The organism is Bacillus sp. FSL K6-6540, from assembly GCF_038007545.1.
This window is the reverse complement of the sequence record NZ_JBBOXH010000001.1, coordinates 97,153-112,009: the sequence shown is the minus strand read 5'-3', so window position 1 is coordinate 112,009 and position 14,857 is coordinate 97,153. Positions and strand designations below refer to the sequence as shown.

Annotated in this window: 15 protein-coding genes and 1 riboswitch; of the genes, 10 read left to right on the top strand and 5 right to left on the bottom strand. The window is 50.7% G+C overall.

The window, feature by feature from the left end; genetic code table 11:
- Positions 1–66: 66 nt before the first annotated feature.
- Positions 67–945 carry a hypothetical protein gene (locus MHH82_RS00525; protein WP_340962518.1) on the bottom strand — a complete coding sequence of 293 codons (879 nt, stop codon included), beginning with the start codon at positions 943–945 and terminating at the stop codon, positions 67–69.
- Between the two features lie 408 nt (positions 946–1,353).
- On the opposite strand from MHH82_RS00525, the gene MHH82_RS00520 reads away from it, so the two are divergent.
- The 3 genes from MHH82_RS00520 (at position 1,354) to MHH82_RS00510 (ending at position 5,345) form a co-directional block, all read left to right on the top strand.
- A complete protein-coding gene (locus MHH82_RS00520) occupies positions 1,354–1,737 on the top strand; it encodes an ArsR/SmtB family transcription factor (protein WP_090914391.1) in 384 nt (127 codons plus the stop codon).
- A complete protein-coding gene (locus MHH82_RS00515; RefSeq protein WP_340962516.1) occupies positions 1,738–3,993 on the top strand; it encodes a heavy metal translocating P-type ATPase in 2,256 nt (751 codons plus the stop codon).
- A gap of 182 nt (positions 3,994–4,175) precedes the next feature.
- Positions 4,176–5,345 carry a copper amine oxidase N-terminal domain-containing protein gene (locus MHH82_RS00510; protein ID WP_340962514.1) on the top strand — a complete coding sequence of 390 codons (1,170 nt, stop codon included), beginning with the start codon at positions 4,176–4,178 and terminating at the stop codon, positions 5,343–5,345.
- A 94-nt stretch (positions 5,346–5,439) separates the two neighbouring features.
- Here the strand turns inward: MHH82_RS00510 and MHH82_RS00505 are convergent, their stop codons facing one another.
- Positions 5,440–5,958, bottom strand: a complete 519-nt coding sequence (locus tag MHH82_RS00505) for a YwhD family protein (protein ID WP_012818354.1) — start codon at positions 5,956–5,958, stop codon at positions 5,440–5,442.
- 147 nt (positions 5,959–6,105) lie between these two features.
- On the opposite strand from MHH82_RS00505, the gene MHH82_RS00500 reads away from it, so the two are divergent.
- The 5 genes from MHH82_RS00500 to MHH82_RS00480 all read left to right on the top strand — a co-directional run bounded on the left by MHH82_RS00500 (position 6,106) and on the right by MHH82_RS00480 (position 11,420).
- On the top strand, positions 6,106–8,097 hold the full coding sequence (locus MHH82_RS00500) for a M1 family metallopeptidase (RefSeq protein WP_012818353.1): 1,992 nt from the start codon (positions 6,106–6,108) through the stop codon (positions 8,095–8,097).
- Positions 8,098–8,108: 11 nt separating this feature from the next.
- Entirely contained in the window at positions 8,109–8,936 is an 828-nt protein-coding gene (locus MHH82_RS00495) for a hypothetical protein (RefSeq protein ID WP_012818352.1), read from the top strand.
- A 346-nt stretch (positions 8,937–9,282) separates the two neighbouring features.
- Positions 9,283–9,418: riboswitch (cyclic di-AMP (ydaO/yuaA leader) on the top strand.
- Positions 9,419–9,422: 4 nt separating this feature from the next.
- Positions 9,423–9,896, top strand: a complete 474-nt coding sequence (locus MHH82_RS00490) for a C40 family peptidase (RefSeq protein ID WP_012818351.1) — start codon at positions 9,423–9,425, stop codon at positions 9,894–9,896.
- A 505-nt stretch (positions 9,897–10,401) separates the two neighbouring features.
- On the top strand, positions 10,402–10,902 hold the full coding sequence (locus MHH82_RS00485) for a GNAT family N-acetyltransferase (RefSeq protein WP_012818350.1): 501 nt from the start codon (positions 10,402–10,404) through the stop codon (positions 10,900–10,902).
- Between the two features lie 161 nt (positions 10,903–11,063).
- Positions 11,064–11,420, top strand: a complete 357-nt coding sequence (locus MHH82_RS00480) for a c-type cytochrome (RefSeq protein ID WP_036662889.1) — start codon at positions 11,064–11,066, stop codon at positions 11,418–11,420.
- Positions 11,421–11,521: 101 nt separating this feature from the next.
- Here the strand turns inward: MHH82_RS00480 and MHH82_RS00475 are convergent, their stop codons facing one another.
- The gene (locus MHH82_RS00475) at positions 11,522–11,836 is read right to left on the bottom strand and encodes a 4a-hydroxytetrahydrobiopterin dehydratase (RefSeq protein ID WP_012818348.1); all 315 of its coding nucleotides are present in this window, start codon (positions 11,834–11,836) and stop codon (positions 11,522–11,524) included.
- A gap of 107 nt (positions 11,837–11,943) precedes the next feature.
- Positions 11,944–12,237, bottom strand: coding sequence for a hypothetical protein (locus tag MHH82_RS00470; RefSeq protein ID WP_009595521.1), 294 nt, complete (start codon positions 12,235–12,237; stop codon positions 11,944–11,946).
- Between the two features lie 191 nt (positions 12,238–12,428).
- On the opposite strand from MHH82_RS00470, the gene motA reads away from it, so the two are divergent.
- Positions 12,429–13,229 (top strand): flagellar motor stator protein MotA, encoded by an 801-nt coding sequence (gene motA / locus MHH82_RS00465; RefSeq protein ID WP_009595558.1) that lies wholly within the window; start codon positions 12,429–12,431, stop codon positions 13,227–13,229.
- The gene (motB, locus tag MHH82_RS00460; protein ID WP_340962508.1) at positions 13,213–14,019 is read left to right on the top strand and encodes a flagellar motor protein MotB; all 807 of its coding nucleotides are present in this window, start codon (positions 13,213–13,215) and stop codon (positions 14,017–14,019) included. Before motA ends, motB begins: the two co-directional genes overlap by 17 nt.
- 123 nt (positions 14,020–14,142) lie before the next feature.
- Here the strand turns inward: motB and rluF are convergent, their stop codons facing one another.
- Positions 14,143–14,844 carry a 23S rRNA pseudouridine(2604) synthase RluF gene (gene rluF, locus MHH82_RS00455; protein ID WP_036662880.1) on the bottom strand — a complete coding sequence of 234 codons (702 nt, stop codon included), beginning with the start codon at positions 14,842–14,844 and terminating at the stop codon, positions 14,143–14,145.
- Between the last annotated feature and the right edge of the window lie 13 nt (positions 14,845–14,857).

Below are 14,857 nucleotides of genomic sequence, written 5' to 3'. Positions count from 1 at the left end.
CCGGGCGTTCCCGATAAAGAGCCTGCTGTTTTTCTCTTTTTCACGATTCTTTATGTAGATGGCTTCTTATAAAATGCTCATATATTCGATCATGGAGCTGCCCAGAAGCACGATGACGAGCATGACTGCAACGTAGACCAGCAGGATCGCATACAGCGGATCCAGGCCGCCGGCCACTCTTCTCTTGTAGCCGGTCATGACGCATAACGGCACGGTCATCACGGTGCTGATGAACGCTAGAAGGATGATAACCTTGGATATATCGCCATTAAGAAACAGGAACAACAAACTGATCGCATACAACACAAGGTATAGCGGCAGCAATGTGCCGAATCTGGCCATGACTTCTTTCAGCTTCGCAGCCGGGTTAAATGACAGCTTGACTGCAGCGAAGGTAAAGACGTTCAGCAAAAACAAGAAAATCGCAATCCAGACAATAGGCTTCAGGACAAGATCTGCAAACGCCCCCTCCGGGAGTCCCTGCAGTTCATGATGAAGCGCTGCGTACAGCGCGAGCGGAAGGAGCACAATATAGAGCAGCATGGATACGATCGCGTTTAGGAACTGGCTGTTGTCCGTTACGGCAGCTGCGCTGAAGGGATGCCTTAGCCCCTTCAGGAAATGGTCCCCATAGAGCTGCCCATACAATTTTAAGCTGGTCCAATAAGGATTCGGCCCCTCTTCCTCTTCGGCATGCTGGCGGCCTGCTGTAGGAAATGAAATATCCGGCGGAGTATACACCGGCAGAGCAGCTTCTCCTTGGCGCACATGAGAAATCTCCCTATTTATGCTTCCGCCTCGCCTGGCGACGCCGTAAATTTCCGACGCAGCAGCTTGCTCCTTCATGGCCGCAAAGACGGGGGAATCCTCGATAATCAGCCTGGCCCCGCATTTCTTGCAATATTTCCCATCTCCCGTTTCATATCGACATATCGGACAAGTCATACTCCGGCCTCCCCTGTTTATACACATCCGCAAATCGAAGGATAGGTATTAGATAATGTACACATTCGAGTCGAAACGATGGCCCGTACAGGATATGATGCAGCGCTTGAGGCGCCTGGGCCGCAGATACTCTTCCTGTGCGAATTTTACATCTTTTTGCTAATAGTATAAGTTGGCGGGAAATGAAATGGAAGGATTTTCTGTGCGGCCGCTGCGCCTAACGCTGGAATTGGTTCATATGATATGACTTGCCGGATCATAACCTGCGCTGTGAAAAGCTTGTGAACAATCAAATATTCGTTTGAATATCATGTGTAAATCGGGTATATTATGACTAACAATCAAATCAACGTTTGAATATATAGAATAAAGAGCACTTATTGCTCCTATTTCAAGGAGGTTGATCTTATGAATGTCCGAACAATGAAAGAGGACGTGGCTCTGGAGCTGTGTGAAACGGAATGTCCTTCAACCGAGAGGGTTGCTTTGTTAAAAGAAACGGTTTCGGATGATGATATGCTCGGCATGGCCGAGATCTTCAAGGCGCTGGCCGACCCGACGCGGGTCAAGGTAGCCTATATGCTGGACCGCGGCGGCGAGTTATGCGTTTGCGACGTGGCTGAAGTTCTCGGAAGCTCCACCGCAACAGCCTCCCATCATTTGCGCACACTGAAGAACAAGAATATCGCCAAATCGCGCAAGGCTGGTAAGAATGTATACTATTCGCTAAAAGACGACCATATCCGGACTTTGCTTCATATGACGCTGGAGCACCAGAAGGAGAGGGTGTAGATGAGCACGGACAACCATCAGCAATCCAAAACATCTCCTGAAGCAGGTGGCAGCAAACTTGTTGAATACAAGGTCCAGGGCCTCTCGTGCCCGAACTGCACCCGTGAAATGCAGGAGGAGATCCAGAAGCTCGACCATGGAAGCGACGCCCGGCTAAGTTATAACAGCGGAAAGCTGACCCTTTCCCCCCAGGTGAACCTAAACCGGGTAGAAACCATTTTGAAAAGTGATGGCGCCCGTATCGTTCATGCCCCGCAAACAGCCCTTTCGGCTGCCGGCGCTGATGTTCGGCCCGCCTCTTCGCCGCACGCTCATGGTCCGTCAGATGAACACGACCACGGACAAAGCCATGGACATGAACACAGCCATGGCAGCGAACGAAAAATGAAGTGGCTGCTGTCCATCTCGGCTGCGTTTTATCTGCTGACTTTTCTATTAGAAGGGAACGCCGCCGAGTCGGTCGTGATCGCATTATATGCAGGTGCCATGATATTGAGCGGGTATACGACGTTTTTGCGCGGACTGCGTAACCTGACCCGCTTCAAATTCAATATGGATACCCTGATGACCGTTGCGCTCGTAGGTGCCGTCATCATCGGGGAGTGGCGGGAAGCCACGCTCGTTGCCATTCTGTTCGGCCTCAATGAGCTGCTGGAAGGCTACGGCATGAACCGTGCCCGCCAATCCATGGAAGCGCTGCTGGCCGCAGCGCCGAAGGAAGCCGAGCTTTGGGTAGACGGCCAAACCAAACGCGTGCCGATCGAAAGCCTCTCTCCCGGAGACGTTGTCCGGGTAAGACCTGGCGAGAAAATTCCTTCGGACGGAGCCATAACCCAGGGAACCGGCGCGGTGAACGAAGCTGCCATAACCGGAGAATCGGTGCCTGTTACGAAACGGGAGGGCGACGCCGTATTTGGCGGCAGCGTAAGTACCGACGGCGTGCTCTATATCGCCATATCGAAGGCTTATCAGGATTCCTCCCTGGCCAAGATCATGCATCTTGTGCAGGAGGCGCAGGACAGCAAGACGCCGACGGAGCTATTCATCGATAAATTTGCTAAATACTATACGCCAGCCATTATGATCATCGCATTGGCTGTTGCGCTGATTCCTCCGTTGCTGCTGAATCAGCCCTGGATGACCTGGGTCTACCAGGGGCTGTCCATTCTCATTGTCGGGTGTCCTTGCTCGCTCGTGCTCTCTTCCCCGATAGCGCTGGTTAGCGGGATGACCCGCGCGGCACGCAACGGCATTCTAATTAAAGGTGGAGTCCATCTGGAGCAGCTCGGACGCCTGGAAGCCGTCGCTTTCGACAAGACGGGAACCCTGACCAAGGGCGAGCCGGCCGTCTACGCGGAAACCGTATATGATGAAGATAAATTTTATGCCGTGGTAGGCGCGCTGGAGCAATCCTCGCTCCATCCGTTGGCCAAAGCCGTCATGAAACATCTGGAGATCAAGCAGCCGGAATGCATGTTTAATGAACCTCGACAGATTACGGTGCTGCCGGGTGAAGGCATTCGGGCTGAAATCGGAGGGAAGCTGTTCTGGGTGGGCAGCGAGGAAGTGCTGAAGCATGTGAACGGCCCTCAAGATCATATCCGTGCCGTTGAAGATGACATTCGGAGAATGAAGGCCCAGGGGTACACGATCGTTGCCGCCGTAAGCGAGGAGCGGGTATTAGGTCAATTCGGTCTTGCCGATGAGATTAGGCCGGAGACCGCAGCCGTTGTCCGCAAGCTTCACGAGGCTGGAATCACGGATACGGTGATGCTGACGGGCGACCATGAGCAGTCGGCGCAGGCGATCGCGAAACAATCCGGCGTATCGCGGGTGTTCGCAAGCCTGCTGCCGGAACAGAAGGTTGCCAAAATCAAGGAGCTTAGCTCCCGCAAAAAGACCGGCATGGTCGGCGATGGCATTAACGACGCCCCTGCATTGGCCGCTGCCGATCTGGGCATCGCAATGGGAAAAGGAACGGACAGCGCCATCGAAACCGCCGACATCGTATTGATGCAGGATCACCTTGGTAAGCTGCCCGGGGCCATCAAGACGGCAAGACGAGTCAACCGGATTATTAAATGGAACATCGGACTTTCCTTGTCGCTGAAGGCCATCGCTCTGCTGCTAACGATTCCGGGCTGGCTGACCCTATGGATCGCGATCATATCGGACATGGGGGCCACCATTATCGTTACCCTGCTGGGTCTCACCATTCTGCTTGGCAAGGATCAGGAGCTGCAATCAGGACATTGATATAAACCGGAGCTGCGTCCCTTCTGGGCAGCTCCGGTTTTTTAGGTTCGGACGCTCCCTCTCCCCTCAGCTTTGCTTCATCGCATATATCATTTTTTACATGATTTTTTGATTTGATGAAACATTTCCCATTATTTAGTCGTTTATATAGGCGGGAGTGAAAACCAGAAGGAGGAAATACAATGAAATCCGTACAAATCATCAAACTAGCAGGTACCGCATCCATAGCATTGTCTTTAATGCTTACATCCTCATCGCTCATAACCATTCCTGCCCATGCGGCAGCAGCCTCCACATCGCAGAGCAAGGCAGCCTGGAGCGCGCTCGATGTGAAGCATAAACCTTATACAAACAAAGGCGTCGTGTTCATTCCACTGAAGGAAGTTTCCGAGCAGCTGCAGCTGCAGCTGACGATCCCTGGAAAGAACGAGCTGTACATTAACAGCCCGACCCAGTCTGTTCGCATTATTATTGGAAATTCGCGCGCCGTGAATGCCAAGGGTACCGCTTTGAAGCTCGAGGCGGCTCCGGTTGTGAAGAAAGGCGTGACTTATGTTCCCGCCAGCCTGATTACCAAAGGCTTCGGCATTCAGCTGAAGTACGACAGCAAATCCGGACTTCGAACCACCTTTGATTCCTGGTCCCGATACGCTTATGCCTCCAAGGCCAATATGCTGTTCTGGGTGAATCGCGAGACCGGTATGCTGTCCATGGGGAAAGCCGGAACGACGCCAACGAAAGTCGGCATTCTCCCAGTTGAGGATATCGATCAAGTGGGCTTGAACGCACATCGCATCAACAGCAATACCTATGTCGTCGACTTGTCCAATTATTACGGGGAACCCCATATCCATGAAGGAAGATATCGGGTGCTCATTCAAGACAAGAAAATCCTGAAGCTTTCCAAAACCAATCACACCAATTTTGCCGGGATCAACTATCATCCGGACCAACTCAGCTACAAAGGCAATATCGCCATGATGAATGGCAGCACGCTGGAGCTGGTTCATCCGATGGGCAGAACGGTAAAAACCTACGATCTGGCCGCCCTCACCGGTGTTGACGATCATTTTATTGTGGAAGCGATCGAACGGGACTTCCTGCTCGTCCGTCCCTATACGAAGGCAACCCTGTATATCGTTGAACCGACAGGCAAGTCCGCAGAACTTATCTATCCCGAACTTTTGGACGAGGAGAGTATCAAAGCTATTGAAGAGATGCCGCCAAACGAAGTGGGTTTCATCGGAGACGGCCTTACGTATGACGGATATGCCGGCGGCAAGCTGAAGCTTCAATACGAAAATCCGTTTCTTGATATAAAGAAAGAGCTGACCTACGCCCTTCCATTCTAACCGTATCAATCACAAAAAAAGACCGGCGGATTCATTCACGAATCCAACCGGTCTTTCCTTATGTCCGCATCTAGAAAAATGCTTATTTATGGTATCATTCCGCTGTTTGAAGAGCTTCTCTAAACTCCTCCGGCGAGGCATTCCACCATTCCTCGTTACGGGAGATCAGCAGTTCGCGCAGCGCTTTCTTCTCCACGTCGCCAAGCCCATCCAGAATAATCTTGCGCTTCATCGCCGCATCCATTTTATTCACATGGTCGGCGAGGATTTTCCAGCCGCGGCGGGCATCATGGTCGATCCACATTTCGCACGCGGTCATGCCTGCATAATGCTGTCCTTCCGCGGTACGGTCTACAGCTACCCACACGATCCATACCTGGCGTCCGTTGGGCACTTCATCACGGTTCATGCTGAAGCGGATGCCCTTCTCCACCTTGCTCTTTGCATGCATGGCTCCAATATCCACTCGCGCCTCGCCATTGTCGATGATGACAGGCGACAAACTGTTCAGATCGATGGAGCCGGATCCAAACCCCTTATGCTTACTCTTGCTATTGATAATATTCAACGCAATGGGTTTCTTCGCACCCTGCTTCTGATCTTCGTTCTCCACTGCTGCCGACCTCCTATATCAGAGCCGATTCTCACGTATCAGCCGCTAAATTGATAACCATGTCCCAATAATTTTATTTTAACTAATAATCCCCCAAAAGCAAACATATACATGCACTAGATGCTTGTCAACGGGAGGTTGTTCGATATGGTCCCACCACGTGCCAAAGTCTTTCTATCATCCCTGCTTGCCCTTGGTTTGCTTGCAGGATCGATGCCGATATTTCTGAATCCAGGGTCCTCAGCGTCTGTCCTTGCCCCAAATGCGGGCAAGCCCTCTGCCTCTGCCGTGGAGAAGGCCCCGCTCTCACCGCCTAAGGTGCAGCCTGATACTCCCGCTCCGGCCTTAAGCGACCGGCTGGTGGAATATCACATGGATGTTCGGTACGAGCCTGAGGAGAACAAACTTAAGGGCAAGCAGACACTCACTTGGACTCACCCAGGCAAAAAAAGCGTAAATGAGCTGTACTTTCATCTGTATCCCAATGCCTTTGCTTCCGATGAAACGACCTTTATGAAGGAATCGGGCGGCAGGCTTCGTTCCGACCCCATGCCGGACGACGGGTACGGCTCCATGACCATTACCAATGTGAAAACCACGGAAGGACTGGCCCTGACCCATCGCCTTCAATTCGTCCAACCCGATGACGGGAACATCAAGGATCACAGCCTTGTCAAACTTAGATTGCCCAAACCCATCAAGGGCGGGGAGAGCATCACCATTCACATGGAATTTGAAGTCGAGCTTCCCAAAATATTCGCGCGCATGGGCACCACCGAGAATTTTATTATGGCTGGCCAATGGTTTCCTAAAGTATCGGTCTATGAACCGGCCGGACTTCGCGGAAGAGCCGAGGAAGGATGGAATCTTCATCAATACCACGGCAACTCCGAGTTCTATTCCAACTTCGGCATTTACAGCGTTCGCATCCGGGTGCCCGAGAATTACATTGTCGCCGCGACCGGATTCCCGACCAAGCCCGCCCAAAAGTCGAACGGGGAAAAAATTTATCAATTCTATGCCGATGATGTGCACGATTTTGCCTGGTCGGCCTCGCCCAATTTTGTCACGGCCGAGGAAGCCTTCTCGGCACCGGGCGTGCCGGGCGTCCGCATCAAGCTGTATCTCGATCCGGCCCATAAAGACCTGAAGGACCGTTACTTTGATGCCGCCAAGTCGGCACTGGCTTCGTTCGGTAAATGGTACGGAACCTATCCTTATTCCACGTTGTCCATCGTCGTCCCGCCGGAGTCGGGCAACGGTGCAGGCGGTATGGAATACCCGACGCTGGTCACGGCCTTCGGGGCCAAGAACGATTCGCCGGGTTATGAGCTCGAACGGACCGTCATTCACGAGATCGCCCACCAATATTTTTACGGAATGATCGCAAGCAACGAATTTGAGGAAGCGTGGCTGGACGAGGCCTTTGCAACCTATGCAGAAGAAAGAGTGATGGAGAAGGAATACGGCATTACCTCCAACACCGCTGCTCAAGGAGCATCGATTACCTCCCCTGCCCCGCTGAAGATGGAGTCCTGGAAATACAGCTCACACGAGAACTACGCGCTGAATGTTTACACGAGAGGCAAGCTGGTGCTGCAAGGCATTGAACGGCAGGTCGGTCCACAGATGATGGGGAAAATCATGCATACCTATGCCCAGAAATATCGGTTCAAGCACCCAACCACGTCTGATTTTCAGAAAGTCGTCGAGCAAGTAAGCAAAACATCCTGGCAATCGTATTTTGACCAATATGTATATGGAAGCCAAATGGCCGACGTCGCCATCGATGTGATCAAAACCAAAAATAAAGGCACGTCAGACCATCCGCGGTATGAATCCACGGTCAAGATTACGAGCAAGGACGGAGATATAACCGATGTGCCTATCGTGTTCGCCTTTGAAGACGGCAAAACGGTGGAGCGAACCTGGAGCGGCAAGGACGGAAAAGTTACGTACACCCTGGAGTACAGCACCCCGCTCGCCTGGGCCATGGTTGATCCGAAATACTCCATCGTTCTGGAGAATAGACACATCAATAACTATATGAAGGCAGGAATGGATCCGAAGGTGGTCACACGCTGGAATCTCAGTATTACCAAGCTTGTGGAGACGTTGTTCGGCAGCCTGTCATGGTGAGGGGGGAGCACATGAAAAGTTATGCAGGCCAAGGGTGGATCAGTGTTAAAGACCAATTATACGTCTCCATTCTGCTGTTCTTGTACCGCATGCTGTGGGGATATTGCCTGTACCGGCTTGTAAAATCGGCAGTCGTCCCCCTACTGATGCGGTATCCGGATTCTGCCCCTAACGAGCTTAGTCGCCTGTTATTCTTCTACGAGGGCGAGATGAGTCTATCGTTAAGCGGCACGGTCCATACCTATGGTTGGCTTCTGGCCGCTCTGCTCCTGATCCGGATGGTATGTACCCCGCTCATTCGGGCAGGCATCTTCTATAACCTCCACCAGGAGGCTAAGGGCGAGCGCGGATTATTCTTCTTCACCGGCATGCAGAAGCTATGGAAGCCCGTTACGGTATTTTATCTGATCGAACTTGTTCTTACCTTTGTGCCCGGATACTGGATTCTGCCCAAAATCCTTCCGATCCTGCTGAACGGGATCCATGAGCCGGTTATGCTGCTTCATGCGCTGCCTCATGCAGCCGGCTGGTTTCTGTACGCCTATCTGATTCGCCTGTTATTGCTCTATATGCAATTCGGCCGTACGGACAATTCCGGCATGATCAGCTCCGTTCTTGCGCTCTTCCGCCGACTGGGCACGGCTGTGCTGTTATCCCTTACCGTTGGCGGATCGGCCTGCGTCATTCTTTTGCTCCTGAGCTCGGCATCGCTCTTCTGGGCGGGATTGATCGGCTTGATTATTCAGCAAGCCTCTTATTTTCTAAATGGACTCTTCCAAATTTGGGTAATTTCCGCCCAATATCATTTGTGGCGGGATTCTTCTTCGCAGCATGCCTAATCGTTACATTTCGTTACCATCATATGATAAACAAGCTCGTAAATATGCTGTAATCGGAAGCGACACATTTCTCTCTCGGACTTGATTTTACAAAGAATAGAAGCTCATTTTTCCTCAATATTACATTTTCCGATGGCCAAGTTACAAAAAAACCTGATCCCGCATGACGGGGACAGGTTTTTTTGTATAAAAATGAGCTTTCCTCATTTGCCAAATTGTTAATACTCTGCTAAAATAACGAATATGTTAGTAACAACTTTGTCATCTTTACTGTAACTTTTTGCTGGAACTATGTAATTTCGTTAAGCATGTTGGAACGTCAGACGTCTATGAATGGGTTCATCAACATTTTAAGGAGCCGAATTCCCATGATTGGGAAGCGGGGGATCCGTTTTGGGTGAATTGATCTCGCAAGAGAGGGATCATAGGGGACCTTCAACCGAACCCTTAAGCTAACCTCGCAGGCAATGGAAGGAGCTTTTTGTTTTGAAAAAGAAGTTAACGGCCATTTCTCTAGGCCTGGCCCTCGCACTCACATTAGGGACCGGAAGCGCTTTCGCCGATTCCAAATTAAATACTGCAATCAAACCAGCCATTGGTGTCTCTTATAAAACAGGTGGAACCACAACGAATGGTTTTGACTGCTCCGGATTCACCAGCTATATCTACAAGAAACTTGGTCTTAGCCTGCCGCGCACGTCTGGAGCTCAATACAAAGTCGGTACGGCCGTAGCCAAGAGCAAGCTGAAAGCTGGCGATCTCGTGTTCTTCAACACATCCGGCAGAGGTGTATCTCATGTGGGTATTTATGTTGGGGGCGGCAAATTCGCTCATTCCTCATCCTCGCGCGGTGTCATCATCAGTCCGCTGAGCCAGAGCTATTACGCCAATCGATACGTAGGTGCTAAGCGAGTCATGAGTCAGTCTACGTACAAGTCTGTAGCTGTGAACTACAATTAATTACTGGAACTTCATTGATTTATCCTTTACAAGAAGCCCTGGGTGTATGAGATTGTGCCGATCTCATCCAGCGGCTTTTTCTTTTGTCTGCTCTGTGTATACCTTTATAACGTTTGGGACAACGAAAAAGTTCCCACTTTTCGAGAAAAAAAGAAAATTATTATGCGAATTCACTTCGCCCCCTCATGTCGTTGCATCTTCTACCCTTTATATACCCTCCTCTCCCTTCATTAAACACCCTAATGGAAAAATATTGATTTTATTTTCTGAGGACTACTACGAGCAGCGGTACGTAGGTGCCGAGCGCATCATGAGCAATGATCAGTATGAAAAGTCGACCGGAGAATCCTCCTAAGCTTCGATGTCTTATCCTCGTCCTGCCCATACATATCCGTTTGCCCGTCAAAGGAGACCTACTTCTCTTGGACGGGCTTTTTGATGCGGCTAGAATGTTTGAGAAATGGGGTATAATTTAATTTGTAATTATGACAGGGGGACTTTGCCAATGGATGCAGCACCGATTTCATTTCATACGGTGGTCATGCGTGAAGAGCACGCGAAAGAAATATGCGCCTGGACCTATCCTCCTCCCTATAACATTTACGGTTTTCTTCCCTGGGAGCAGATGAAGGGGCTTGAGATCGAGTTTGGGGATCCCGACATCCGCCGGGAGCAGTACATTTCGATTTTGGATGAACGGAAGACGCTATGGGGATTTGCCCAACTGTTTCCGATGCATGAGGTTACGCGAATCGGGCTGGGCATGCGGCCTGATTGGTGCGGGCGGGGAATGGGTAAACGGTTTATGCAGACGATTGTCCGGGAAGCGAGGCGGAGGCGGCCTGCCGATGAGATCGACCTGGAGGTAATGACCTGGAATGAACGTGCGATCCGCGCGTACGAAAAGGCGGGCTTTCATATCACCGATACGTATGAGCGCCTTACGCCGACGGGAAACGCCCTTTTCCACTGCATGGTGTATGAGCCTCCGGCAAATGAGGAATAGTAATCTTTGTCTATATGAAAAGGCACAATTTTGTGTACTTTTTATGAAGGTGCGCGGTATAGTTGCTTTTTTTGTCACAACTGGCTATGCTGTCTATGGATGTTGGTTTATAATGGAGACAAGTGCAAAAGTGCAGTATACATAGAAGGGACGATATGACGATGCAAAAATGGATCATGAGCGGATTGTTCTTCGTCGCATGTGCGTTGGCTATTGCGCTGATGTTTACGCTCCCAGGCAAGGAACAGGTAGCTCAGGAAGAGAAGCCGACTATGCCGGAAGTGACTCTGGATGCTGCCACAGCGGAAGCCACACTGAAAGCAAGCTGCATCAGCTGTCATGGTGACCAACTTCAAGGCGGCGCTGGACCGGCTTTGAATCAAGTAGGTGGACACATGGATGCGGACGCGATCTTCAACGTTGTAACCAAAGGCCGTAAGGGTATGCCTTCCTTTAAGGATCAACTTAAGCCTGAAGAAATCGCAAACATCGCGCTGTACCTTGCTGAGAAAAAATAAATCAGCTTATACGCAAAACACGCTTGAACCTGGAGAACCTCCCGGCGCAAGCGTGTTTTTACATATTGGGGAGCTATGAGCCGGTTGGATCCGACTCCCGTCTATTGTCCCGTCTTGCCGTCCTTGGAACGGCTTTTCTCATAGGCCTCGTTAAACTGCTGTGCTTCCTTAATATCCACAGCCGTAATGCCGCCGTCGTCCCAGGAAGTGAGACGCAGCGTAACGACTTTATAATCTATGGTGATATAGGGGTGATGTCCGAAAGCTTCCGAAATAGCTGCCACTTCATCAACAAAAGCGATTCCCTTCATGAAGGAGGAGAAGGTATACTTCCTGACGATCCATCTCCCTTGTTCAAATTCCCAACCCTCAAGCTTTTCCAGATGAGCCTCTACTTCTTGCTGCGTATAAAGCATCTTTTATCTTCCTCCCCGAAAAAAACCTATCGTAAAGCCGACTGACACGTGTATGGGCTTCTGTCATCTATTCTATTCTGCCCTGTTTCCGTTGATAACTGGAGTGATTACACAAGAGCCACAAAGGCCAACTCTTCTTCACCGATCAAAATATGTATTCGATGGTTATTCTGGTCATGCATGACCACGCCGCTGCCGACGCTAATCACCGGCTCCGTGCCCAGCGCATAGAACAAATCCTCCGCCAGCGCCTCATGAACCTCATTCCGCTCGGCTTCGCCCAGATTGCCCCAATCCTCCGCTTCCATTTCAAAGAAAACGTAGCTGTCGGAAATTCGCCCGACGGCTTCGGTCAACTCCGCGAGGATTTCGCCGTAATCCCTTCCGTGCTTCACACCCATCTTAATCACTCCTTTCCTTACCGTACTAAGCTTCGTTTCCCTTCCTTCCATTATACCGGAAATTACAACTAAAAAAAAAAGCCCGACCTGACGATAAATAGGATAACGCCCCACAAAAGGGGCCCGGTTCTCCATGAGAGCCGTTCTGACGAATGGATTCGTTATTTTATTTCTCACGGATGAGGTGTGGTATGGAAATTTCAACAATTATAGGCTTAATCATCGGTATCGTCGCGGTACTGGTGGGCATGATTCTTAAAGGTGCCTCCCTTCTCGCTTTGTATAACCCGGCAGCCTATCTAATCATTCTTGGCGGTACGGCAGCAACTTTATTCATCGGATTTCCGTTATCCGAGCTGAAAAAGATTCCGAAGCTGGTCAAAATGACCTTCGTGAAACAGAATCTGATGGACAAGACGGACATGATCAAGCTGTTCATGGAATGGGCTTCGATTACGCGCCGTGAGGGTCTGCTGGCTCTGGAAACCAAAGTCGATGAGATCGATGACAGCTTCCTGCGTAACGGAATGCGCATGATTATCGACGGCAACGATCAGGAATTCGTACGCGATGTATTGATGGAAGATATCAACGCCACGGAAGAGCGCCATCGTTCCGGCTCGCTGATCTTCTCCCAGGCCGGCATGTATGCACCTTCCCTCGGAGTACTCGGAGCCGTTATCGGTTTGATCGCTGCACTATCCCATATGGAAGACATGGGCGAGCTTGCCCATGCCATCGGGGCTGCGTTTATTGCTACCCTGCTCGGTATCTTCACCGGTTATGTCATCTGTCACCCGATTGCGAACAAACTCAAGCGCCTATCCAAGCGCGAGGTTGAAATTCGACTGATGATGGTAGAAGGCCTGCTGTCCATTCAATCCGGTGTATCCACCATTGCAATCAATCAGAAGCTCTCCGTGTTCCTGACACCATCCGAACGCGCTGAGCTCAGCGAGAGGGAGGCTGGTGCTAGTGAGCAAAAAGACTAGACACGAGCCGCACGAGGAGCATGCCGACGAATCCTGGCTTCTTCCGTACGCAGACCTGCTGACATTGCTTCTGGCCCTGTTCCTGGTTTTGTATGCCATGAGCGCGACGGATGCACGCAAATTTCAAGAAATGAGCGAAGCCTTCAGCGTTGCTCTCACCGGCGGAACCGGCGTGCTGGATTACAGCAAGACCGAGCCCAGCGACACCCCGCCTAATATTAACGATCATAAAGCGACAACCCCTTCCGTTCCAGCAACAACGCCCGACCAACGTCGTGCCGAGTTGATGCGTCAGGAACAAGAGGATCTGGAGAAGCTGAAGAAACAGCTCGATAATTATATTAAAAATAACGGTTTAACCTCAGAGCTCAGCACCAAGTTAAACCACTCCCAGCTGGTCATTACGATCCGGGATAATGCCCTGTTCCCGTCCGGCGAAGCCGTGGTGAAGCCGGAGGCCCGTAAACTGGCCAAGGCCATATCGCAAATGCTTCACAAATTCACGGATTATGAGATCATTGTTTCCGGTCATACGGATAATGTGCCGATTTCCAACAGCAAATATCCGTCCAACTGGGATTTAAGCTCGGATCGAGCATTGCAGTTCATGAAGATTCTGCTCACCAACTCGGAACTGGACCCTAAACGGTTCATGCCGATCGGTTATGGAGAATACCATCCGATCGCCGATAACAACACCGCTGTTGGACGAGCGAAGAACCGTAGGGTTGAGGTATCCATTATACGTAAATACCAGGATAGCGCAACGTTTACCAGCGTTAATGAATAACCGGTAAAGGAACGGTCTAACCGACTATAACACACCCTAAACAACCGATGCATCTGGCCTCCAGATCTCATCGGTTGTTTTCTTTTTACACAAGGGATTCACAAACCCGGTACACTATAATTGCTACTCGAGCTTATAGTTCAGCAGCCGGCCAAGCTCTTCCTTCTCTTTGTCATTAAGATCGCGCCATGAGCCGATACGTTGGCTGCCAAGTCGAATATTCATAATCCGGATTCGCTGCAGCTTTCGAACCTCATAACCAAAAGCGCTGCACATTCTGCGGATTTGCCGATTTTTCCCCTCCGTCAGAATGATTCGAAATACGCGTTCGGACATTCGCGTGACCTCACAGGGGAGCGTCATCTCCCCCAAAATTTTGACGCCGCCGGCCATTCCGCGAAGGAAGGATTCAGTAACCGGACGGTCCACCGTCACAATATATTCTTTCTCATGTTTTCCTTCGGAGCGAAGGATCTTATTGACGATATCTCCGTCATTCGTTAACAGGATCAGTCCTTCGGAGTCCTTATCCAATCGTCCAATGGGAAAAACCCGTTCGTTATGGCCTACGAAGTCTACAATATTGCCCTTAATATGCGACTCGGTGGTGCTCGTAATCCCGACCGGCTTATTAAGAGCAATATATACATGCTTCTTCTTGTCCTGAAGCGGCTTTCCCTGGATCCGCACATCGTCGCCTTCCTCGGCCTGGCTGCCCAAGACCGCAACCACCCCGTTAATGGTGACCTTCCCGCTCTCCACCAGCTTATCCGCTTCACGACGCGAGCAATATCCCGTTTCGCTGATAAATTTATTGATTCTCAAAGATGCCATCCCC

Excerpts from the sequence above, each read along its gene's own strand:
- MHH82_RS00525 (WP_340962518.1), bottom strand. The coding sequence starts at position 945 with ATGACTTGTCCGATATGTCGATATGAAACGGGAGATGGGAAATATTGC.
- MHH82_RS00520 (WP_090914391.1), top strand. The coding sequence starts at position 1,354 with ATGAATGTCCGAACAATGAAAGAGGACGTGGCTCTGGAGCTGTGTGAA.
- MHH82_RS00515 (WP_340962516.1), top strand. The coding sequence starts at position 1,738 with ATGAGCACGGACAACCATCAGCAATCCAAAACATCTCCTGAAGCAGGT.
- MHH82_RS00510 (WP_340962514.1), top strand. The coding sequence starts at position 4,176 with ATGAAATCCGTACAAATCATCAAACTAGCAGGTACCGCATCCATAGCA.
- MHH82_RS00500 (WP_012818353.1), top strand. The coding sequence starts at position 6,106 with ATGGTCCCACCACGTGCCAAAGTCTTTCTATCATCCCTGCTTGCCCTT.
- MHH82_RS00495 (WP_012818352.1), top strand. The coding sequence starts at position 8,109 with ATGAAAAGTTATGCAGGCCAAGGGTGGATCAGTGTTAAAGACCAATTA.
- MHH82_RS00485 (WP_012818350.1), top strand. The coding sequence starts at position 10,402 with ATGGATGCAGCACCGATTTCATTTCATACGGTGGTCATGCGTGAAGAG.
- MHH82_RS00480 (WP_036662889.1), top strand. The coding sequence starts at position 11,064 with ATGCAAAAATGGATCATGAGCGGATTGTTCTTCGTCGCATGTGCGTTG.
- MHH82_RS00475 (WP_012818348.1), bottom strand. The coding sequence starts at position 11,836 with ATGCTTTATACGCAGCAAGAAGTAGAGGCTCATCTGGAAAAGCTTGAG.
- MHH82_RS00470 (WP_009595521.1), bottom strand. The coding sequence starts at position 12,237 with ATGGGTGTGAAGCACGGAAGGGATTACGGCGAAATCCTCGCGGAGTTG.
- motA (WP_009595558.1), top strand. The coding sequence starts at position 12,429 with ATGGAAATTTCAACAATTATAGGCTTAATCATCGGTATCGTCGCGGTA.